Here is a 20,649-nt window from a genome sequence, read left to right on the forward strand (position 1 = left end):
CCGGAACGCTAGTCCCAGGCGGGGGCCGGACGCCAAATCGTCACGAAGAGGCCTTGAGCACGGACGCCACGATGGGGCCCGCGGAGTCGCCGCCGTGGCCGCCCTCCAGCACCATGCCGGCGGCGGCGACGTCGTTGCGGTAGGCGAGGAACCACCCGTTCGGCTTCTCCTGGCCGCCGACCTCCGCGGAGCCGGTCTTCGCGCCGACGTCCCCGTAGACGCCGCTCATCGCCCCGGCGGCGGTGCCGCTCGACGCGGTGAGCCGCATCATCGACTTGAGGCTGCTGCGCACGCCGTACGGCAGTGAGCTGCCGGCCTTGGCGAGCGGTTCGCCGATGAGGTCCTTGGCGACGAGCCGGGGCTGGCGGAAGGTGCCGGTGTCCGCGGTCGCGGCCACGGCGGCCATGTTGAGGGGGCTCATCTGGATCTGGCCCTGGCCGATCATCTCCTCGGTCATCTCGTCGCCGCTGCCGCCGGGCACCCGGCCGTCCCAGGCGGGGACGCCGACGTTCCAGGTCTGGCCGAAGCCGTAGTAGCGCTGGGCGACGTCGGGCACGGAGGACTCGCTGAGGTTGCCCGCGAGCTTGATGAAGCCGGTGTTGCAGGAGATGGCGAAGTCCCGCTGGAAGGTCGCGGAGGGGTCGGACGAGCTCTCCACGTTGTGGAACATCTTGCCGTTGTTGTAGTTGGCGGTGGCGGGGCACGGCGCCGGGGTGCCGGGGCTGACGCCCTTCTCCAGCAGGGCCGTCGCCGTGATGACCTTGAAGGTGGAGCCGGGGGCCACCTGGGCGTTGAAGGCGTTGTTGTTGTCGGTGGCCGGGTTGTTGGCGAACGCCAGGATCTCGCCGGTGCTCGCCTTCACCGCGGCGACCGACGACTGGGGCTTGCGCTTGACGGCCTTCTCCGCGGTCGCCTGGAGTGCCGCGTCGAGCGTGGTGTGCAGCTTGGCGGGGGTGCCCGCGGAGAGGGTGTGCAGGGTCTGCCCGGGGCCGTCGGGACCGGATACGTAGGTCTCGATGCCGGGCTTGCCGCCGCTGAGCCTGCTGCCGTACCGCTCGCGCAGTTGCGGCAGCACGGAGGACAGGGAGGGGAGTTGGGCGGCGTTCAGGGTCTTTCCGGCACGGTCCACCACGATCACCTGCGGGGAGGCGGCCTCACCGGTGACCAGCGACTGACCCGGCGTCAGTTTCGGGTACAGGACGGACGGCTGCCAGTCCACCAGCGGCTTGTGCGTGGTCGCGCCGCGGAAGACCGTGAGCGCGGAGCCGTACTTCCAGGTGGAGGTCTTGCCGCCGTAGGAGAGCGTGGCGACGACGTTGAACGGCACCACGCGGTCCGCCGGTGTGCCGGGCGTCAGCTTCACCCGGGTCACATGGGCCTCGGTGCGGTAGGCGGCCAGCGCGTCCCGCGCCGTCGTGGCGTCGTTGGTCAGGCTCCCCGCCGCCGTCGTGTCGCCCTTGGCCCAGGCCGCGAGGAAGGCCTTCGCGGTCTGCTCCACCTCGGCCGCGCTCGGCGGCCCCGTCTCCACGGGCGCGGCCTGGGCGGTGAAGCCCCCGCCGCCGTTCAACCCCTGGTAGACGTTGTACGCACCGTAGCCCGCGGCCCCCACCATCCCCGCGAACACCGTGCTGATGATCCCCACCTTGACGCCTCGGCGCATGGCCGACCCTCCCCGTGATCCTCCTGAACGCGTTCAAAAAGCTGTGCAGCAAGCGCACTCTACGCTGCACGGGTGACAACTGGGGCGTTTATCGGTCACAGCTTCGCGTCCCGGGCCCCGCCCGGGGACGGTGTCAGCACGGCGGACCGGTGTAGCCGGCCGGCAACTCCAGCTCCGCCCACACGCTTTTGCCCTCCGGGGAGGAGCGGACCCCGAAGCGTGAGGACAGCGCCGCGGCGAGGGCCACGCCCCGCCCGGCCTCGTCGGCCGACGACGACTTGTGCTGCCGCGGCATCGAGCACCCGTTGTCGAAGACCTCGACGACCAGGACCCGGTCGCGGATCAGCCGCAGCCGTATCGGCACCGCCCCGTGGAGCACCGCGTTGGCGAGCAGCTCGCCGACGATCTGCTCCGCGGCGGGCACCAGGCGCTCCAGGCCCCAGGTGGTGAGGGTCCGCACGGCCGCGGCGCGCAGGCCCGCGACCGCCGCGGCCTCCCGCGGCACCTCCCAGGTGGCGAAGCGGCTGGGGCACAGCGACCGGGTACGGGCGAGCAGCACCGCCACGTCGTCGTCCTGGCGGTGGTCGCCGAGCGTGCCCACCGCCCTGGCGGTCAGCTCCTCCAGCCCGGTCCCCGGCGGCTGGGTGAGCGCCCGGCGCAACTGCTCCAGACCGTGGTCGATGTCGTGCTCGCGGGTCTCGACGAGGCCGTCGGTGTACAGGACGAGGACGCTGCCCTCGGGCAGGTGGTGCGTCACCGGCTGGAACGACCGGGTGCCGATGCCCAGCGGCGCCCCGGAGGGGATGTCGAGGTAGGACACCTCGCCCGTCGCCGGGTCGATGAACGCGGGCGGCGGATGCCCGGCCCGCGCCGAGACGCAGCACCGGGTCACCGGGTCGTAGACCATGTAGAGGCAGGTGGCCCCCATGAGGGCGGTGGGCAGCGCCCGGCCGTCGGACTCCTCGGTGAGGCGCACGTACAGCTCGTCGAGGTTCCTCAGCAGTTCGTCGGGCGGCTGGTCCAGGGCGGCGAGGGTGATCACGGCGGTGCGCAGCCGCCCCATGGTCGCCGCCGCGTTGATGCCGTGCCCGACGACGTCCCCGACCACCAGCGCCACCCGGGCGCCGGACACCGGGATCACGTCGAACCAGTCGCCGCCGACGCCGCCCTCCGCGTCCGAGGGCAGGTAGCGCGACACCACGTCCACGGCGTTCCCGCCGTTCGGGTCGCTCGGCAGCAGGTCCCGCTGCAGGGCCAGGGCCGCGGTGTGCTCGCGGGTGTAGCGGCGGGCGTTGTCCAGGCTCAGCGCCGCCCGGCTGACCAGCTCCTCGGCGAGCGTCCGGTCGTTCTCGTCGAAGGGCAGCGGGTTCTCGGTGCGGACCATCACCGCGATGCCCAGGATCTCGTCGCGGGCGTGGATGGGCAGGATCAGCAAGGTGTGCATGCCCAGGGTCAGGATGCGCTCCCGCCGCCGCGGGTCGTGGTCGAGCCAGTTGCCGGGACCCGTCTCCAGGACGGTCTCCAGATGGGACCGGCCGGAGGACAGGACCTCGATGAAGGGCGAGTCCGGCGGGACGAAGACGGCGCTGCCGCGCGGCCAGAGGGACTCGCGGAAGTCGTCGTGGACCGACATCTGGCCGGCGCGGAAGAACGCCGGGACGTCCCCGTGCGACGAGCCGAGCCGGGCGAGCGGGGCGTCGCCGAGCTCGACGGACTCCGCCAGGTCGACGGTGACGTAGTCCGCGAGCACCGGCACCAGCACGTCGGCCAGGTCCTGCGCGGTCTGCATCACGTCCAGGTGCGCGCCGATGCGGCGGCTCGCCCGGCTCAGCAGGGTCATCCGCTCCCGGGTCCGCCGGCTGCTGGTGACGTCCACATTGAGGGAGCACACCCCTGGGCGGCCGTCTCGGGCGTTGGCGACGGGGAACACCGACAGGGCGTAGGCGCGGTGGCGGTAGTGGTCCAGCTGCTCCAGCTCGTGGTCGATCTCCGGGACCCCGGTGTTCAGCACTTTCCGCAGCAGCCGGGTGACCTCCCGGGTGTTCCGGTACAGCGGCGACTCGTACAGCCGGCGCCCGAGACGCTGCTCGCGGGGCATGCCGTAGGCCTGCGCCAGGGCGTCGTTGAGCCAGGTCATCCGCAGGTCGCTGTCCCAGACGGCCATGGGGAAGGGACAGGCCTCGCCGACCGCCTCCAGCACCCCGGCGTCGGGCGGCGCCATCGAGACCAGCCAGTCCATTTCGCCGTCGCGCCCCGGCAGGGGGGAGACCCGCAGGCCCATCGGGAACGGCGCGCCGTCGCGGTGCCGCAGCCCGACCGTCCCCGACCACGCGCCGGTGAAGCCGTTCGGCAACTCGGCCGCCGCGGCCAGCAGGCCGGCGGCGGGGGTGCTGAGCACCTCCTCGGCCCGGTAGCCCAGCAGCCGTCTCGCGCTGTCGGTCCACCGGGTCAGGCGCCCCGCCCCGTCGACCACCGCCAGCGCCGAACCGCCGCCGGCGTCGGCAGCGGCCGCTTCGATTGCCTTGTCGTCGGGGCTGGTCATATGAGGTGTTTCCCCGTGAGGGGGTGAGCGCGTTTCCACGCTAGGGCGGCGGCGGTGACGCCGCAAAACGGCCCGGCGCTGACCCGCCGGGGTGGGCGGGGGCCCGCTACCGGTGTGGGAAATCAGTAAGACAGTCCGATTGTCGTACGTTCCCGGTCTCGGTGGACGCGCGAGGGGCGCGCCGGTGTGACGGGAGTACGCATGAGGACCAGGCGGTCTTTGACGTGGGCACGCGGGGCGGACGTGGCGGCCCCCCTGGTGGTGAGTGCTCTGCTCTCGGCGTTCGTGCCGGGTGCGGCGAGCGCGGCGGAGGGCCCGGCCGCGCAGTGGATCGTGATGCTCAAGGACTCGGCGGGCGATGTCCGCACCGTGGCCGCCGAGCACGCCCGCCCGCACCACGCCACCGTCGGCCGGGTCTACGACGTCGCCGCCGCCGGCCGCACGCTGAAGGCCTACACCATCCGCGCGACCGCGGCACAGGCCGCCGCCCTCCGTGCGAACCGCCTGGTCAGCGCCGTCGTCCGGGACGGGATCGTGCACGCGCCCGAGCGCGCCGGCCGGGTCGCGGTGCTCCCGCCGCTGAAGCCCGGCGGCGGGACCGGCGCGCCCTCGCCCGGCACGGGCAAGGAGCACGTCCTGCCCGGCAAGGACCGCGTGCCCTACGCGGGTGTGCCGGGCGCCTGCGTGCCGAACGACCCCTACTACACGCCCGAGCTCCAGTGGGGGCTGTTCGCCGTCAAGGCCCCCACCTGCGGTGCCCGCAACGACGTGACCGTGGCCGTACTGGACACCGGCATCGACGCGCGGCACGAGGACCTGGCGGGCGTCGTCGCCGGGGCGGTCAACTTCTCCGGCAGCCCCACCGTGGACGACCACTACGGCCACGGCACCCACCTGGCCGGGATCATCGGCGCCGTCACCGACAACGGCATCGGCATCGCCAGCGAGGCCATGGGCACACGGCTGTGGAACGTCAAGGTCCTCGACGACGACGGGACCGGCTCCGTCTCCCAGGTCGCCGAGGGCCTGCTGTGGGTGGCCGCCAACGCCGCGACGCACAACATCGGCGTCGTCAACATGAGCCTGACCTCCGCCGACGACAGCCCGCTGCTGCACGCGGCCGTGGAGATCGCCGCCGCCTCCGGGGTCACCCTCGTCGGCGCCGCCGGGAACGACGGCACCACGGTGAGGGAGTACCCGTCCGGCTACCCCGAGGTCATCTCGGTCGCCGCGACCGGGCCCGACAACTCCCTGGCGTACTTCTCCAACCGCGGCGACTCGGTGGACATCGCCGCCCCGGGCGTCGACATCGTCTCGACCTACCCGAACAACGCCTACCAGGCACTGTCCGGCACGAGCATGGCCACCGGCTTCGTCAGCGCCACCGCCGCCCTGTGCCGCAGCACCGGCGTGTGCACCGGCGCGCCCGGGCAGACCCTCGCCCGGCTCGGCGCGTGCTCCCAGCCCATCCCCGCCACCGGCCGAGGCGTGCGCTACGGCCTCGTACGCACCGACCGCGCCGGCCTGGACTGCGGGGCGGGGTCCGCCGCCGCGCCGTCCGCCCCCTCCGGCACGGCCGCGCAGCGCCCCGCCGGCCCGCAGCAGGGCGCGGGCGGGACCACGGGCCGGAAGGACCAGAACGGCCAGAGCGGCGAGAACGTCACTGGCGGCGGCGGCCAGGACGGACGGGACGGCGAGAACACGGCCACCGCGCCCATGGACACCTTCACCGCCGTCCGCCCGGGCCGTTCGGGCCGTTCCGATGACGGCACCGACCCCGTCGGGGAGTTCGTCGCCGCCCTCGTCGAGGACACCGTCCGCGACCTCGGGCCCTGGCTCGGCGGCCCCGGCTGCTGACCGCGCGGGCGGGTCAGATCCAGGTGTCGAGCCACATCCGCTGCCGCCAGGCGTCCATCGGGATCGTCTGGCCGGTGTAGAGCGGCCAGAAGTAGATGAAGTTGAAGACGATCAGCAGCACCAGCGTCCCCGCGCCCACCGCGCCCCACATCCGGCGCTGCTCACCCGCCCCCGGCGGGCCGAGGACCGCGCCCAGCATCATCGCGAGGGCCAGGCACAGGAAGGGCAGGAAGACGACCGCGTAGAAGAGGAAGATCGTGCGCTCCTGGTACAGGAACCAGGGCAGGTAGCCCGCGGCCACGCCGCACGCGATGGCCCCGGCCCGCCAGTCGCGGCGGAAGGCCCAGCGGTAGAGCACGTACAGCAGGGCGAAGCACGCGGCCCACCACAGCGCGGGCGTGCCGATGCCCAGCACCTCGCGGGCGCAGCCGCCGACCGCGGTGCAGCCGTCCTGGCCCTCCTTGGGGGACTCGTAGAAGTACGAGACGGGCCGGCCCAGCACCAGCCAGCTCCAGGGGTTGGACTGGTAGGTGTGCGGCGAGTGCAGGTTGACGTGGAAGTCGTAGACCTGCGTCTCGTAGTGCCACAGGCTGCGCAGCGCCGCCCAGGAGTCGGAGAGGAAGCCGCCGTCGCCCTTGGCCCAGGTCCGGTCGTAGCCCTTGTCCGTGGTGAACCAGCCGAGCCAGGACACCAGGTAGGTGCCGAGGGCGACGGCCACCATGGAGAAGCCCGCCCACAGGCCGTCCAGCCAGAACGCGGTCAGCCACGGGTGGCGGGCACCGGCGACGCGGCGGGCTCCGGCGTCCCACAGCACGGTGAGGATGCCGAAGCCGGCGAGCACGTACAGGCCGTTCCACTTGGTGCCGATGGCCAGGCCCAGGCAGATCGCGGCCGCGATCCGCCACGGCCGCACCCCCAGCCATGTGAAGGACGCGACGTGGTCGACCGGGCGCCCTTCGGGCAGCGCCGCCGCGAGGCGGGCGCGGGCCTTGTCGCGGTCGATGAGCAGGCAGCCGAAGGCGGCCAGCACCCAGAACATGACGACGAGGTCCAGCAGGGCGGTGCGGCTCATCACGAAGTGCAGGCCGTCCACCGCCATCAGGCCGCCGGCCAGGCAGCCCAGTGCGGTGGACCGGAACAGCCGCCGCCCGATGCGGCACAGCATCAGCACCGACAGGGTGCCCAGGACGGCCATCGCGAACCGCCAGCCGAACGGGTTCAGCCCGAAGATCCACTCACCGGAGGCGATGACCCACTTGCCGACGGGCGGGTGGACGACGTAGGACGGCGCCTCCGACAACGGGATCGTCGGCGGCCGGGAGAGGATCTGGTCGTTGGCCTTGTCGGGCCAGCTGCCCTCGTAGCCGTACTGCAGCAGCGACCAGGCGTCCTTGGCGTAGTACGTCTCGTCGAATATCACCGCGCGCGGGCTGCCCAGGTTCCAGAACCGCATCACGCCCGCGAAGAGCGCCACCAGCAGCGGGCCGCCCCAGGCCGACCAGCGGGCCAGCCGGGTCGCGAGCACCGGGCCCACCCCCAGCGCCGACCAGGCGCGTGTCCCCGGCTCGGGGAACGGCGGCACCAGCCGGTCGCGCAGGCTCGTGCGCGGACGGTCCACATGGCCGAAGCGGCGCAGCCGCCGCTGCCAGGAGTCCTGCTCCGCCGGCTCGGGGGAGGCGTGCTCGGCGTCCTCGGCCGGATCCGCCTGCGTAGCGGTGTCACTCGTCACCGGGCCATCGTAGGGAAGCGGCTTGTGGATGCGCTGAGGACCGGGCCATCCGAGGGTCCGGCCGGGTCCGACCGGGTGGGAGACTGGGGCGGTGACCACTTCGACCGGACCGGCGGACGCAGGCGTACTCGTGCTCGCGGGCACCCCCATCGGCGACATCGCCGACGCCCCGCCCCGGCTGTCGGCCGAGCTGGCCGCCGCGGACGTCATCGCCGCCGAGGACACCCGGCGGCTGCGCCGGCTCACCCAGGCGCTCGGTGTGACGACCACGGCGCGGGTCGTGTCGTACTTCGAGGGCAACGAGTCGGCCCGCACCCCGGAACTGGTCCGCGCCCTGGAGGACGGGTCGCGCGTGCTGCTGGTGACCGACGCGGGGATGCCCTCGGTGTCCGACCCGGGCTACCGGCTGGTGGCCGCCGCCGTCGAGCGGGACCTGCGGGTCACCGCGGTGCCCGGCCCGTCCGCCGTGCTCACCGCGCTCGCGCTCAGCGGCCTGCCCGTCGACCGCTTCTGCTTCGAGGGCTTCCCGCCGCGCAAGGCCGGCGAGCGCCGGGCCCGGCTGGCGGAGACCGCGGCCGAGCGGCGCACGCTGGTCTGGTTCGAGGCACCGCACCGCCTCGCGGAGACCCTGGGCGCGATGGCCGAGGTCTTCGGCGCGGACCGCCGCGCCGCCGTCTGCCGCGAGCTGACCAAGACGTACGAGGAGGTCCGCCGCGGGCCGCTGAAGGAACTCGCGGCCTGGGCCGCCGACGGCGTGCGCGGGGAGATCACGATCGTCGTCGAGGGCGCCCCGGAGACCGGCCCGCAGGAGCTGGACCCGGCCGAACTGGTGCGCCGGGTACGGGCGCGCGAGGAGGCGGGGGAGCGGCGCAAGGAGGCGATCGCCGCCGTCGCGGCCGACGCGGGGCTGCCCAAGCGCGAGGTCTTCGACGCCGTGGTGTCCGCCAAGCACGCGGAGACGAACCCACCCACAAGCGCCTAAACGCGGCTCTTCGCAAAGTCCTATCGTGGGACAGGGAAAGCTTGCGGGGCGTCCTGCGGCCTTGTGCCACATACACCCCAAAACTGACCCAAGAAAGGGCACCCCCGCTGTCACCGGCGCCTTCGTGGGCGTTCTCTGTAGTGGGAAGTCCCGCTCCGGACGCCTCGTCCGGAGGGCAACAGGAGCTGCCATGAGCGAGACCATCGGAACCGATGGCACGGTTCGTGAGGCGTACGCCTTCGTCTGCATCAGCTGCGGTCGCGGCTGGGAGCAGGCGTACGAGATAGAGCACCACGTCGACGCCCAGGGCCGCGAACTCGTCTGGTACATGGTCGAGGGCAAGCGGGTGCCGTCCCCGCTGACCCGGCCCACGTGCGTCGGGTGCGAGGGCCACAAGGTCCGCATCATGCGGGCCGGACAGGTGTCCGATGTGACCGGCACGTGGTCCAGCACCGCGACGGCCGGCCCCCTTCCCTGCGCCGCCCCCCGGCGCCCCGTCGCGGCCGCCGCCCCCGTCGAGGGCGGCACCGAACGCCGCGGCCGGCACTGGTCGCCGCTGCACCTGCTGCACCGCAGGAGGGACCAGGCGTAGCCGCCACGGCCGCCGCCTAGGATCTGGGGCATGCCCCAGAAGCCCGAACGCCCGCAGAAGGACCAGCGCAAGGACGCGTCCGCCGCCCCTCCCCTCCCCGAACCGCTCGCGGTCCCGGTGGCGGACTCCCACACCCACCTCGACATGCAGGAGGGCAGCGTCGAGGACGCGCTGGCCAAGGCGGCCTCCGTCGGTGTCACCACCGTCGTGCAGGTCGGCTGCGACGTGAACGGTTCCCACTGGGCGGCCCGTACGGCCGCGGCGTACGACAACGTCTGGGCGGCCGTCGCCCTGCACCCCAACGAGGCCCCCAGGATCGTCCAGGGGGATCCTGACGGGTGGTCCCGCCAGGGCGCCCGCGAGGGGGGCGGCACCGCCGCACTGGACGCCGCGCTCGCCGAGATCGACGCGCTGGCCGCGCTGCCGCACGTCCGCGCCGTCGGCGAGACCGGCCTGGACTACTTCCGCACCGGGCCCGAGGGCGTCGACGTCCAGCACTACTCCTTCCGCCGCCACATCGACATGGCCAAGCGGCACGGCAAGGCCCTGGTCATCCACGACCGCGAGGCGCACGCCGACGTCCTGCGCATCCTCGACGAGGAGGGCGCCCCGGACACCGTGGTCTTCCACTGCTACTCCGGCGACGCGGAAATGGCCCGGACCTGCGCGGACAAGGGCTACTACCTGTCCTTCGCCGGCACCATCACCTACAAGTCCGCCCAGAACCTGCGCGACGCGGCGGCCGTCGCCCCGGCCGAGCTCCTCCTGGTCGAGACCGACGCCCCCTTCCTGACCCCGGTGCCGTACCGCGGTCGGCCTAACGCTCCGTATCTCGTTCCGATCACGGTGCGTGCGATCGCGGAGGCGCGGAAGGCGGCAGAGGACGAGGTCGCGGCGGCGATCGGCGCCAACACGGCGCGCGCGTTCGGGTACTGATCCGCGACACGGGGTGACGACGCAGCCACGGATAGCGACGAAGTTCGGCTAAGGTCCCGGTTCGGTTCCGACCGGACCCGCCGGAGGTACGTCGTGAGTCATTCGTATGCCGAAGCCGGGCTGTACGGCAGCGGACTGCCGCTGCAGCGCCCGGCGCCCGCCGTGGGCGGCCGTGCGGCAGCCCGCGTCGCCGCACGCGCGGAAGCCCGCAGGCGGCGCGCCGCCGAGCGCCCCGACGCGCTGGCCAGGCTGCTGCCGCGCGCCCTGGTGGTCGCCGTCCTCGCCGGCGGCACCGGCGCCTACGTGACGGGCGGCAAGGCGGTCCAGCTCTCCGTCGACGGCCAGGTGCGCACCCTGCACACCTACGCCGGGGACGTCGGGGAACTCCTGCGCCGCCAGGGCGTCCGGGTCGGCGACCACGACATCGTCGCCCCGGGCCGGCACGCCGAACTCCACGACGGGGACAGCATCGCCGTCCGCTACGGCCGCCCCGTCACGCTCACCCTGGACGGCCGCCCGAAACGGCTGTGGACCACCGCCCGCACCGTCGACGAGGCCCTCGGCCGGCTCGGCGTGCGCGCCGACGGCGCGTACGTCTCGACCTCCCGCTCCGAACCGATCGGGCGCCGCGGCCTGGCCCTGAACGTACGCACCGAACGGCAGCTGACGTTCCTCGTGGACGGCAAGGAGCGCACCGTCCAGACCAACGCCGCCACCATCGGCGAGGCCGTGCGCGACGCCGGCATCCGGCTGAGCGGCGAGGACACCACCTCCGTGGCCCCCGACAGCTTCCCCCGCGACGGCCAGACCGTCTCCGTCCTGCGCATCCGCGGCCGCGAGGAGACCCGCGAGCAGCCGATCCCCTACGAGGTCGTGCGGCGCGAGGACCCCCAGCTCTTCCAGGGCACCACGGCCGTCGACGAACGGGGCCGCAACGGGCTCCGGCGCGTCACGTACTCGTACCGCACGATCAACGGCGTCCGGCAGAAGCCCGTGCCCGTCGCCGAGGAACTGGTGCGCGACCCGGTCCGCGAGATCGTCCGCGTCGGCACCAAGCGCCTGCCGGACTCCGTCGCGGGCGCGGACCACCTCAACTGGGACGCCCTGGGCAAGTGCGAGGCCGGCGGCCGCGCCAACGCCGTCGACTCCAGCGGCACCTACGGCGGCCTCTACCAGTTCGACCGCCGCACGTGGCGCGCGCTCGGCGGGAGCGGGCGGCCGCAGGACGCGTCGGCGAAGGAGCAGACGTACCGGGCGAAGCGGCTCTACATTCAACGGGGGGCGACGCCGTGGCCGGTGTGCGGGCGCAAGCTCACCCGCTGACGCGGGTGCGGGGGGAGGTTCTTTTCCCCGCCCTCCCTCCCGTGTGCCCGGCGCGGTAAGTGCGGGCCCTGCGCTGCGTGCGTTGTGGGGTCGGCGCCGCTCCGGAGTCCGTCCTCGGGGCTCGCGGGTTACCCCTGCAATTCGTGTACTGCGGTCGCCGCTCGTCCCTCCCCCAGCTACCGCTGGGAGGTGCCCCCAGCGGGCGGACCCCGGCGCACCCCCTCCCGGTGTCGTTGGGGCGGCTTACGGCCGGTGGGAGTGCTGTGGGCGGTGACGGCGGAGCAGGTCGTTGGCGCGGCGCCAACGGGTGCCCGAGCACGGTGCCGCTTCACACCACCCACCGGGGATCAGGCGCTTGCAACTACGGAGGGGGCGGGGTTGGAGGGGTGGCGTTCTGGACACTGGAGCATATTTGGGTGCATGACCCGGAGCGCTCGACGGAAAGTGCCTGAGGCACCTAAATGTGCTGTCCAGAATGGCAGCCCCGGAGGCCCCGAACCCGGCCCCCACACAACGGGCGGCGGGGCGCCCAGACTTCATGGGGCACACGGGCGGGAGGGCGGGGTAGGAACCTGGGCGTCCGCGCCGCGGATACCCTGGAGCCGTGAGTGAGACCGATCATCAGGACGACGCGCTGCTGGGCCCCGGAGACGTGCGGGCCCTGGCCGCCACCCTGGGCGTACGCCCCACGAAGCAGCGCGGCCAGAACTTCGTGATCGACGCGAACACGGTCCGCCGCATCGTCCGGACCGCGGGCGTGCGTCCGGAGGACGTCGTGGTGGAGGTCGGGCCGGGACTGGGCTCACTGACGCTGGCGCTGCTGGAGGCGGCGGATCGCGTGACGGCCGTGGAGATCGACGACGTGCTCGCCGCGGCGCTCCCGGACACCGTCGCCGCCCGCCTGCCCGGCCGCGCGGACCGCTTCACGCTGGTGCACAACGACGCGCTGCGGGTGGCGGAGCTGCCCGGGCCGCCGCCGACCGCGCTGGTGGCGAACCTGCCGTACAACGTGGCCGTGCCGGTGCTGCTGCACATGCTCGCCGGCTTCCCCACCATCGACCGCACCCTGGTGATGGTGCAGTCGGAGGTCGCCGACCGCCTCGCCGCGCGGCCCGGCTCGAAGGTCTACGGGGTGCCGTCGGTCAAGGCGGCCTGGTACGCCGAGGTGAAGCGGGCCGGCGCGATCGGCCGCAATGTGTTCTGGCCCGCGCCGAATGTCGACTCCGGTCTGGTCTCGCTCGTGCGCCGCGCCGAGCCGCTGAGGACGACCGCGACGCGCGAGGAGGTCTTCGCCGTGGTGGACGCCGCGTTCGCGCAGCGCCGCAAGACCCTGCGGGCCGCGCTGGCCGGCTGGGCCGGCTCGGCGGCCGCCGCCGAGGAGGTCCTGGTGGCCGCCGGGGTGTCGCCGCAGGCGCGCGGGGAGTCGCTGACGGTGGAGGAGTTCGCGGCGATCGCCGAGCAGGGCGCCCGGCGGTAGCAGCAGGCACAATGGGGGCCGCCGCCGTGCGGCCCCGTTCCGTTCCCCGAGGAGAACCACGCCCGTGACCAGCCGATCCGTGACCGTCCGCGTGCCCGCCAAGGTCAACGTCCAGCTCGCGGTGGGCGGTCCGCGCCCGGACGGGTTTCACGACCTGGCCAACGTCTTCCTGGCCGTGGGCCTGTACGACGAGGTCACCGTCACCCCGGCCGGCGAGCTGCGGGTCACCGTCGAGGGCCGGGACGCGGACCAGGTGCCGGCCGACGCGAGCAACCTCGCCGCCCGGGCGGCGATCGCACTGGCCGCACGGCACGAGGGTGTGACGCCGGACGTGCACATCCACATCCGCAAGGACATCCCCGTCGCGGGCGGCATGGCGGGCGGCAGTGCCGACGGTGCCGCGGCCCTGCTCGCGTGCGACGCGCTGTGGGGGACCGGGGCCGGCCGCGAGGAGCTGCTGGAGATCTGCGCGGAGCTCGGCAGCGACGTGCCGTTCAGCCTGGTCGGCGGTGCGGCGCTGGGCCGCGGCCGGGGCGAGCTGCTGACCGCGCTGCCGGTGGGCGGGGTCTTCCACTGGGTCTTCGCGGTCGCCGACGGCGGCCTGTCGACCCCGGCCGTCTACGGCGAGTGCGACCGCCTGCGCGGCGACGCCGCGGTGCCGGACCCCGAGCCCGCCCCGGCCCTGCTGGACGCGCTGCGCACCGGCGACCCCGTCGCGCTCGCCGCCTCGCTCGCCAACGACCTCCAGGCCGCCGCGGTGTCCCTGCGTCCCTCGCTCGCGGCCACCCTGGCCGCCGGCACCGAGGCGGGGGCGCTGGCCGGTCTCGTCTCCGGCTCGGGTCCCACCTGCGCTTTCCTCGCCAAGGACGCCGAGTCCGCGCAGGCCGTCGCCGCCGCGCTCACCGCGTCCGGCACCTGCCGCGAGGTCCGTGTCACCACCGGCCCGGCCGAGGGCGCGACCGTCGTCCGGCAGTCGTAGGTACGCGTACTCACCCTGTTCGTACGGGAGTTGAGTAGTCCGGCGGTGCCGGGCCCGGGCGGTCCGGCGGCATCGTGGCCGCATGGTGGAGACGAACGCCGCGGCACTGGCCGCGGCCACGCCCGCGAGCCGGGACCGGTACGTGGACTTCCTGAGGGTGGCGTCGCTGGCCGCGGTCGTGCTGGGGCACTGGCTGATGGCCGCGGTGAGCACCCGCGACGGCGGCATCGAGGTCGGCAACCTGCTGGCCGTGCGCCCCGTGCTCCAGCCGCTGACCTGGGTGCTCCAGGTCATGCCGGTCTTCTTCTTCGTCGGGGGCTTCTCGCACGCGCTGTCGTACCGCTCGGTGGTGCGCGCGGGCGGCGGCTACGCGGCGTTCCTGCGCGCCCGGTTGCACCGGCTGATGCTGCCGACGGCGGTTTTCACCGTGGTCTGGGGCGCGGCGGCGCTGCTGCTGCCCGTACCGGACGCCGCGGCGCGGCTGGTGGCGCAGCCGCTGTGGTTCATCGGGGTCTACCTCGGGATGGCGGCCTTCACACCGCCGCTGCTGCGGCTGCACGAACGGTACGGGTGGGGCGCGTTCGCCGCCCTGTGCGGCGCGGCCGCGGCGGTGGACGTGCTGCGCTTCGCCGCCGGGGTGCCCTTCGTGCCGTTCCTGAACTTCGCCTTCGTGTGGCTGGCGGTGCACCAGCTGGGCTTCCTGCGGGCGGACGGCCGGCTGCGCGGGCCCGCGGTGGCGGGCGTGATGGCCGCCGGCGGACTGGTGGCGGCGACGGCGCTGGTGGCCCTCGGCCCGTACCCGCTGTCCATGGTCGGGATGCCCGGCGAGCGGATCTCCAACATGGCGCCGCCCACGCTCGCCCTGCTCTGCCACGGTGTGTGGCTCGTCGGCGCCGTCGAGCTGCTGCGCGGACCCGCCGGGCGGTGGCTGCGCCGGCCGCGGGTGTGGCGGGGCGTGGTCGCCGCGAACGGCGTCGCCATGACCGCCTTCCTGTGGCACCTCACGGCCATGCTCGCGGTCTACGGCGCGCTGATCGCCCTCGGGCGTGACCTGCCCGTCCCGGCGTCCGCGGCCTGGTGGGCCCAGGTGCCGCTGCGGATCGCCGCGGCGGCGGCGCTGACCGCCGCGCTGGTCGCGGTCTTCCGCCGCGCCGAACGCCCGCCCGCCCCGCGTCCCGTCGCGGCTCCCGGCCCGCTCGCCGCACCCGGCGCCGCCCTGGGCGTCGCCCTCGCCCTCCTCGGCGTGCTCGGCCTGTCCGCGGTCGGCTTCGGCGGCCTCCTCGACGGGCACTCCGCCGTCCTGATCGCCGTCCGCCTCACGGCCCCCGCCGCCGTCCTCATGGCCGCCACCGGCTGGGCCGTGGTCGCCCGCGCGGGCCGGAGCCGGCCCAACCTGTGAACGGCGGACGGGTCACGAAGACTCCGCCGTGAGGTCCTCGTCCTCCAGCGCGGCCATGAAGGCGTCATGGGTCATCGAGCGGCCGGTGGGAGCCGCCTCGCGGGCCGCTGCTTCCGCCGCGTCCGCCGCGTCACGCAGGCGCCGGGGTTCTCGGCCGACGAGCCGCCCGAGCCGGTCGGGGGCTTCGGCGAGCGGATCCTTCTCCACGGGGGAAACGGTACAGACAGGCGGCCGCGCCGTGCGGGAGGGTGCCGGAGCCCGATGGGCGTATCCGGGGCGACATGCGGCAGCACTACCCTGGGAGGTCGTTCTTTCGTATCGACAGGAGTCCCATGGCCGTCAATCTGGTCAACGTCGAGTCCGTCAGCAAGGTGTACGGCACCCGCACCCTGCTGGACGCGATCTCGCTCGGCGTATCGGAGGGCGACCGCATCGGCGTCGTCGGCCGCAACGGGGACGGCAAGACGACCCTGATCCGGATGCTGGCCAAGCTGGAGGGCCCGGACAGCGGGCGCGTGACGCACACCTCCGGGCTGCGGCTGGGCGTGCTGACCCAGCACGACAGCCTGGACCCGGCGGCGACCGTCCGCCACGAGGTGCTCGGCGACCGGCCCGACCACGACTGGGCCGGGGACGCGAAGATCCGCGACGTGCTGACCGGCCTGTTCGGCGGGCTGGACCTGCCCGGTTTCCCGCAGGGCCTGGAGACGGTGATCGGGCCGCTCTCCGGTGGCGAGCGGCGCCGCATCGCGCTGGCGAAGCTGCTGATCGAAGAGCAGGACCTGATCGTGCTCGACGAGCCCACCAACCACCTCGACGTCGAGGGCATCTCGTGGCTGGCGGGCCATCTGCGGGTGCGCCGTTCCGCGCTGGTGTGCGTCACCCACGACCGCTGGTTCCTGGACCAGGTGTGCACGCGGATGTGGGACGTGCAGCGCGGTGACGTCCACGACTACGAGGGCGGCTACAGCGACTACGTCTTCGCCCGCGCCGAGCGCGAGCGGATCGCCGCGACCGAGGAGGTCAAGCGGCAGAACCTGATGCGCAAGGAGCTGGCGTGGCTGCGCCGCGGCGCCCCCGCGCGCACCAGCAAGCCGCGCTTCCGCATCGAGGCGGCCAACGAGCTGATCGCCGACGTGCCGCCGCCGCGCGACAACGCGGAGCTGATGAAGTTCGCCACGACCCGGCTGGGCAAGACGGTCTTCGACCTGGAGAACGTGACCGTGCAGGCCGGTCCCAAGGTGCTGCTGAAGCACCTGACCTGGCAGCTCGGCCCCGGTGACCGGGTGGGCCTGGTCGGCGTCAACGGCGCGGGCAAGACCTCGCTGCTGCGGGCGCTGGCCGAGGCCGCCGCGAGCGACGGCGAGAAGCAGCCCGCGGCCGGCAAGGTCGCGGTGGGCAGGACCGTGCGCCTGGCCTATCTGTCGCAGGAGGTCGCCGAACTCGACCCGGCGATCCGTGTGCTCCAGGCCGTGGAGTCCGTGCGCGGCCGTGTGGACCTCGGCAAGGGCCGTGAACTGACGGCAGGTCAGCTCTGCGAGAAGTTCGGCTTCACCAACGAGAAGCAGTGGACGCCGGTCGGCGACCTGTCCGGCGGTGAGCGCCGCAGGCTCCAGCTGCTGCGCCTGCTGATGGACGAGCCGAACGTGCTCTTCCTCGACGAGCCCACCAACGACCTGGACATCGAGACGCTGACCCAGCTGGAGGACCTGCTCGACGGCTGGCCGGGCTCGATGGTCGTCATCTCCCACGACCGCTACTTCCTGGAGCGCACCACCGACCGCACCTTCGCCCTGCTCGGCGACGCGACGCTGCGCATGCTGCCGCGCGGCATCGACGAGTACCTGGAGCGGCGCCGCGCCGTGGTGGAGGCCGCGGCCCCCGCGCCCGCCCCGGCCAAGCCCAAGGGCGGCGGCGACAGCCGCGCCGCCAAGAAGGAACTGCAGCGCATCGAGCGGCAGTTGGACAAGGTCAGCGAGCGGGAGTCCAAGCTGCACGCGGCCATCGCCGAGAACGCGACGAACTTCGAGAAGGTCGCCGAACTCGACATGGAGCTGCGCTCGCTGGGCACGGAGCGCGAGGAACTGGAGATGCGCTGGCTGGAGTTGGCCGACGAGGCGGAGGCGTAGCCACCTGCCGGGCAGGGGTGTAGCAGTGCCGTAACGGTCGCCGGGCGCGGGCTCGGAACGGTGTGTCACCGGTGGTACAAAGAGGGTCACCGTCCGCCCTCGCACGCCTGTGCCCGAAAGGTGCCCGCTGATGTCGCAGCCGCCGCCCCCGCCCGGCGACCAGCCCGGATTCGGGCCGCAGCCGCCTCAGTACGGTTACCCGCCGCCGCAGCCCAACCCGTACGCCGCCCCGGTCCCGCCGCATCCTCCGGGTCCGGGCGCGTACGGCCCCAATCCGTACGCGCAGGCCCCGACCCAGCCCCTTCCGCCGTACGGCTACCCGCAGTTCCCACCGCCCCCGCCGCCTCCCCGCAAGGGCGGCGGCAGGCTGGTGGCCGTCGTCGCGGCGGCGGTCGCGGCGGTGCTCGTCGTCGGCGGCGGTGTGTTCGTGGCGTTCACCTCGGGCGGCCAGGACACGTCCGGTACGCCGTCGCCGAGCCGCGGCGGTGGCAGCGGCGGGCGCGACGGCGGTGTGGTCCGGGCGAAGGCGCTGTGGGACAAGGACGGTGCGCGTCCGCCCAAGTCGGAGATCCTGGCGGCGATTCCGGACGCCTGGTTCACCGGCAACGCGGTGGTGAAGACGACACCGGACGCGGTGCGCTCCTTCGACATCGACACCGGCAAGGAGAACTGGTCGGTCCCGCTGTCCGGCGAGTCCTGCCCGGCCTCGCGCGAGGCGTCCGGGGACCGCGTGGTCGTCACGTACGGCACGGACTGCGGCGAGGTGATGGCGATCGACATCGCCAAGGGCGCCAGGCTGTGGGCCAAGCAGCTGCCGGACCAGAACGGCCAGACCTCGCACGACTACACGCAGGTCGCCGTCACCGGTGACACCGCCGCCCTGGCGTGGCTCGGCGGCTCGGTCGGCTACCGGATCGGCACCGGTGAGGTCCTGTGGACCCCGAAGGCCGGTTCCGACTGCAACGACAAGGGCTACAAGGGCGGTGCGAAGCTGGTCGCCGTCGTCCAGTGCGGCGGCTGGAACGGCGACATGTACGTCCAGGGGCTGAGCGAGAGCGGCCGCAAGCAGTGGTCCTGGCAGGTGCCCACCGGCAGCGATGTGCAGAACATCCTGTCTACCGACCCGGTCGTGGTCGGGCTGTCGGCCGGCGCGAGCGGTCTGATGACCGATCTGGCGTACCTGGAGGACGGCAGGATGAAGAGCCGCATCTCCCTGGGCGCCGGCGGCTACCAGGGCACGTACGCGGTCACCTGCCCGCCCAACGGCGAGGCGCACTGCGCGAACTTCGCGATCGACGGCACCACGATCTACCTGCCCACTCGGAGCCATGCCGGCACCGGTGAGTCCTACGCGCAGACCAACGAGATCGCGGCGCTGGACCTGCGGACCGGCAAGCCGAAGTGGCTGGCGGAGCCCGGCGAGGAGCGCGAGGTGAAGATCGTCGGCATGCGGGACGGCAAGGTGATCGGCTATCAGCGCAACACGTACGACAAGCCCGGCAGGCTGATCGCCGTCGACCCCGGCACGCACACGTCCGCCGACTTCATGGAACTCCCCGCCGGCGGCAAGGAACTGGAGAACCAGTTCCTGGACGGCAGCTCCTTCTACTGGCTCTACAAGGACCACTTCTTCGTCAACCCCGCCAGCATCTCCGCCAACCCCACCCTCACCGGCAAGGCGATCGCGGCCTTCGGCTGAGTGGTCGATTTCCGGGTATGTACGGTACGGAACGAGCGGTTTCGGGTGAGAAGCGGCCAGGAAGACCGGTCATTTCGGAATTGCTGGAGGCTTCTGGCCGGTAGGGGGCGCGCCGCGTCGAACAAGCGTGTACCTTCCCGGGCATGACCCGGGCCCGCGGTGGGCCACCGTGGGGGCACGCGTGGGACGCCGGGCGGTGGCCGCGCTACGGCATGTGAAGGGGGACCGGCTTGGACTCGGTGGGCAGGCCCGCACCGGTCCATGGGGGGATGAGGGGGACGCCCATGGGCGTACGGCTCGTCGTCGTCGACGACCATCGTCTGCTGGCCGAGGCGCTCGCCTCGGCACTGAAACTGCGCGGGCACCGGGTGCTCGCCGCGGCCGCGCCCGCCTCGGGCGCGGCCGATCTGGTCCTGAGCCGGGCACCCGAGGTGTGCCTGATCGGCACCGCGGCCCCGGCCGAGCCGGGCGCCTTCGACGCCGTCGCGCGGATCAAGCGGGAGCGGCCGGGGGTGGCGGTGCTGGTCCTGGGCCCGGTGCCCAACCCGCGGGGGATAGCGGCCGCGTTCGCCGCCGGCGCCTCGGGCTACGTCCGGCACGACGAGCGGATCGAGGGCGTCGAACGGGCGATGGCCAAGGCCCGCGCGGGCGAGGTCGCCGTGGCCCCCGCCCTGCTCCAAGGGGCCTTCGCGGAACTGCTCAACCCCGTGGTGGAGCCGGACGACGAGGGCACCCGGCTGCTGCAGATGCTCACCCCGCGCGAGGTCGAGGTGCTGATGCGGGTCGCGGAGGGGGAGGACACCCGGCTGATCGCCGCGGGGATGGCGATCGCGCCGAGTACCGCCCGTACGCATGTGCAGCGGGTGCTGATGAAGCTCGGGGTCGGGTCGCGGCTGGAGGCGGCCGCACTGGCCGCCCGCACCGGACTGCTGGACCGCGTCACGCACCGCCCTCCGGGCGGGGTCGTGATTCCTCCGCAGGCGTCTCCTCCGGGGACGGCGGGGGAGGGGGCGGGCTGAGCCGCGCGCCGACGCGTGGCACGGCGTGGCACGGCACGTCTTCCGCGTGCGCCCGCCCCACCTCACCCCGAAGGGGATGTGACCGCTTCGCCGCCGTGAACGGGGGCGATTCCCGCCCGCCGCGCCGTTGAGGGCCGCGGTGCCGGGTGGTTCCCTGCTGTGCCGCGCGGCGCCGAGGCTCGTCCCGGTCCTGCCCGTGTCCGGTAGGGCCGTCACCGCTGGTCCGGCGGTCCGGGCGGCGCCGAACGCCGGGTCGATACCCCGTCCTGGACGGCCCCGCACGCTTTCGACGTCCCCATGCGGACCGCGCCATGCCGCCATCGCGG

15 protein-coding genes are annotated in these 20,649 nt (G+C 73.6%); 11 read left to right on the top strand and 4 right to left on the bottom strand.

The genetic code is table 11. The features are described from left to right. Nucleotides 1-40 precede the first annotated feature (40 nt). Nucleotides 41-1,660, bottom strand: a complete 1,620-nt coding sequence (locus ACIP64_RS18660) for a penicillin-binding transpeptidase domain-containing protein (RefSeq protein WP_401587660.1) — start codon at nucleotides 1,658-1,660, stop codon at nucleotides 41-43. A 133-nt stretch (nucleotides 1,661-1,793) separates the two neighbouring features. Beyond that, nucleotides 1,794-4,202: a SpoIIE family protein phosphatase gene (locus tag ACIP64_RS18665; protein WP_401587661.1), complete on the bottom strand. Its 2,409-nt coding sequence runs from the start codon at nucleotides 4,200-4,202 to the stop codon at nucleotides 1,794-1,796. A gap of 219 nt (nucleotides 4,203-4,421) precedes the next feature. Here ACIP64_RS18665 and ACIP64_RS18670 point away from each other — a divergent pair, with 219 nt between their 5' ends. Beyond that, entirely contained in the window at nucleotides 4,422-6,059 is a 1,638-nt protein-coding gene (locus ACIP64_RS18670) for a S8 family serine peptidase (protein WP_401587663.1), read from the top strand. Between the two features lie 13 nt (nucleotides 6,060-6,072). On the opposite strand, the gene ACIP64_RS18675 is transcribed toward ACIP64_RS18670, so the two are convergent. Further along, entirely contained in the window at nucleotides 6,073-7,788 is a 1,716-nt protein-coding gene (locus ACIP64_RS18675) for a dolichyl-phosphate-mannose--protein mannosyltransferase (protein WP_401587665.1), read from the bottom strand. Nucleotides 7,789-7,879: 91 nt separating this feature from the next. Between ACIP64_RS18675 and rsmI the strand changes: the two genes are divergently transcribed. From rsmI to ACIP64_RS18710, 7 genes are all read left to right on the top strand, one after another. Further along, nucleotides 7,880-8,770 carry a 16S rRNA (cytidine(1402)-2'-O)-methyltransferase gene (rsmI, locus tag ACIP64_RS18680; protein WP_401587666.1) on the top strand — a complete coding sequence of 297 codons (891 nt, stop codon included), beginning with the start codon at nucleotides 7,880-7,882 and terminating at the stop codon, nucleotides 8,768-8,770. A gap of 190 nt (nucleotides 8,771-8,960) precedes the next feature. After that, nucleotides 8,961-9,362, top strand: a complete 402-nt coding sequence (locus ACIP64_RS18685) for a hypothetical protein (protein WP_401587669.1) — start codon at nucleotides 8,961-8,963, stop codon at nucleotides 9,360-9,362. A gap of 30 nt (nucleotides 9,363-9,392) precedes the next feature. Beyond that, entirely contained in the window at nucleotides 9,393-10,298 is a 906-nt protein-coding gene (locus tag ACIP64_RS18690; RefSeq protein ID WP_401587670.1) for a TatD family hydrolase, read from the top strand. Between the two features lie 93 nt (nucleotides 10,299-10,391). After that, nucleotides 10,392-11,621 (top strand): ubiquitin-like domain-containing protein, encoded by a 1,230-nt coding sequence (locus ACIP64_RS18695; protein WP_401587673.1) that lies wholly within the window; start codon nucleotides 10,392-10,394, stop codon nucleotides 11,619-11,621. A gap of 604 nt (nucleotides 11,622-12,225) precedes the next feature. After that, on the top strand, nucleotides 12,226-13,098 hold the full coding sequence (gene rsmA, locus ACIP64_RS18700) for a 16S rRNA (adenine(1518)-N(6)/adenine(1519)-N(6))-dimethyltransferase RsmA (RefSeq protein ID WP_401587675.1): 873 nt from the start codon (nucleotides 12,226-12,228) through the stop codon (nucleotides 13,096-13,098). A gap of 64 nt (nucleotides 13,099-13,162) precedes the next feature. After that, the gene (locus tag ACIP64_RS18705) at nucleotides 13,163-14,077 is read left to right on the top strand and encodes a 4-(cytidine 5'-diphospho)-2-C-methyl-D-erythritol kinase (RefSeq protein ID WP_401587677.1); all 915 of its coding nucleotides are present in this window, start codon (nucleotides 13,163-13,165) and stop codon (nucleotides 14,075-14,077) included. An 82-nt stretch (nucleotides 14,078-14,159) separates the two neighbouring features. Then, complete coding sequence (locus ACIP64_RS18710; protein WP_401587680.1) at nucleotides 14,160-15,476, top strand: acyltransferase; 1,317 nt, start codon at nucleotides 14,160-14,162, stop codon at nucleotides 15,474-15,476. Nucleotides 15,477-15,488: 12 nt separating this feature from the next. Here the strand turns inward: ACIP64_RS18710 and ACIP64_RS18715 are convergent, their stop codons facing one another. Then, entirely contained in the window at nucleotides 15,489-15,683 is a 195-nt protein-coding gene (locus tag ACIP64_RS18715) for a hypothetical protein (RefSeq protein ID WP_401587682.1), read from the bottom strand. A gap of 125 nt (nucleotides 15,684-15,808) precedes the next feature. Here ACIP64_RS18715 and ACIP64_RS18720 point away from each other — a divergent pair, with 125 nt between their 5' ends. The 3 genes from ACIP64_RS18720 to ACIP64_RS18730 all read left to right on the top strand — a co-directional run bounded on the left by ACIP64_RS18720 (nucleotide 15,809) and on the right by ACIP64_RS18730 (nucleotide 20,323). Next, the gene (locus ACIP64_RS18720; RefSeq protein WP_401587684.1) at nucleotides 15,809-17,605 is read left to right on the top strand and encodes an ABC-F family ATP-binding cassette domain-containing protein; all 1,797 of its coding nucleotides are present in this window, start codon (nucleotides 15,809-15,811) and stop codon (nucleotides 17,603-17,605) included. Nucleotides 17,606-17,735: 130 nt separating this feature from the next. After that, a complete protein-coding gene (locus ACIP64_RS18725; RefSeq protein ID WP_401587687.1) occupies nucleotides 17,736-19,304 on the top strand; it encodes a PQQ-binding-like beta-propeller repeat protein in 1,569 nt (522 codons plus the stop codon). Nucleotides 19,305-19,588: 284 nt separating this feature from the next. After that, nucleotides 19,589-20,323 (top strand): response regulator transcription factor, encoded by a 735-nt coding sequence (locus tag ACIP64_RS18730; protein ID WP_401587688.1) that lies wholly within the window; start codon nucleotides 19,589-19,591, stop codon nucleotides 20,321-20,323. Nucleotides 20,324-20,649 lie beyond the last annotated feature (326 nt).

Source organism: Streptomyces sp. NPDC088733 (genome assembly GCF_044751185.1).
Lineage (GTDB): Bacteria > Actinomycetota > Actinomycetes > Streptomycetales > Streptomycetaceae > Actinacidiphila.

Bases quoted from the DNA above. Each gene is read 5' to 3' on its own strand.
- ACIP64_RS18660 (WP_401587660.1), bottom strand. From the start codon at position 1,660: ATGCGCCGAGGCGTCAAGGTGGGGATCATCAGCACGGTGTTCGCGGGG.
- ACIP64_RS18665 (WP_401587661.1), bottom strand. From the start codon at position 4,202: ATGACCAGCCCCGACGACAAGGCAATCGAAGCGGCCGCTGCCGACGCC.
- ACIP64_RS18685 (WP_401587669.1), top strand. From the start codon at position 8,961: ATGAGCGAGACCATCGGAACCGATGGCACGGTTCGTGAGGCGTACGCC.
- ACIP64_RS18690 (WP_401587670.1), top strand. From the start codon at position 9,393: ATGCCCCAGAAGCCCGAACGCCCGCAGAAGGACCAGCGCAAGGACGCG.
- ACIP64_RS18710 (WP_401587680.1), top strand. From the start codon at position 14,160: ATGGTGGAGACGAACGCCGCGGCACTGGCCGCGGCCACGCCCGCGAGC.
- ACIP64_RS18720 (WP_401587684.1), top strand. From the start codon at position 15,809: ATGGCCGTCAATCTGGTCAACGTCGAGTCCGTCAGCAAGGTGTACGGC.
- ACIP64_RS18725 (WP_401587687.1), top strand. From the start codon at position 17,736: ATGTCGCAGCCGCCGCCCCCGCCCGGCGACCAGCCCGGATTCGGGCCG.
- ACIP64_RS18730 (WP_401587688.1), top strand. From the start codon at position 19,589: ATGGGCGTACGGCTCGTCGTCGTCGACGACCATCGTCTGCTGGCCGAG.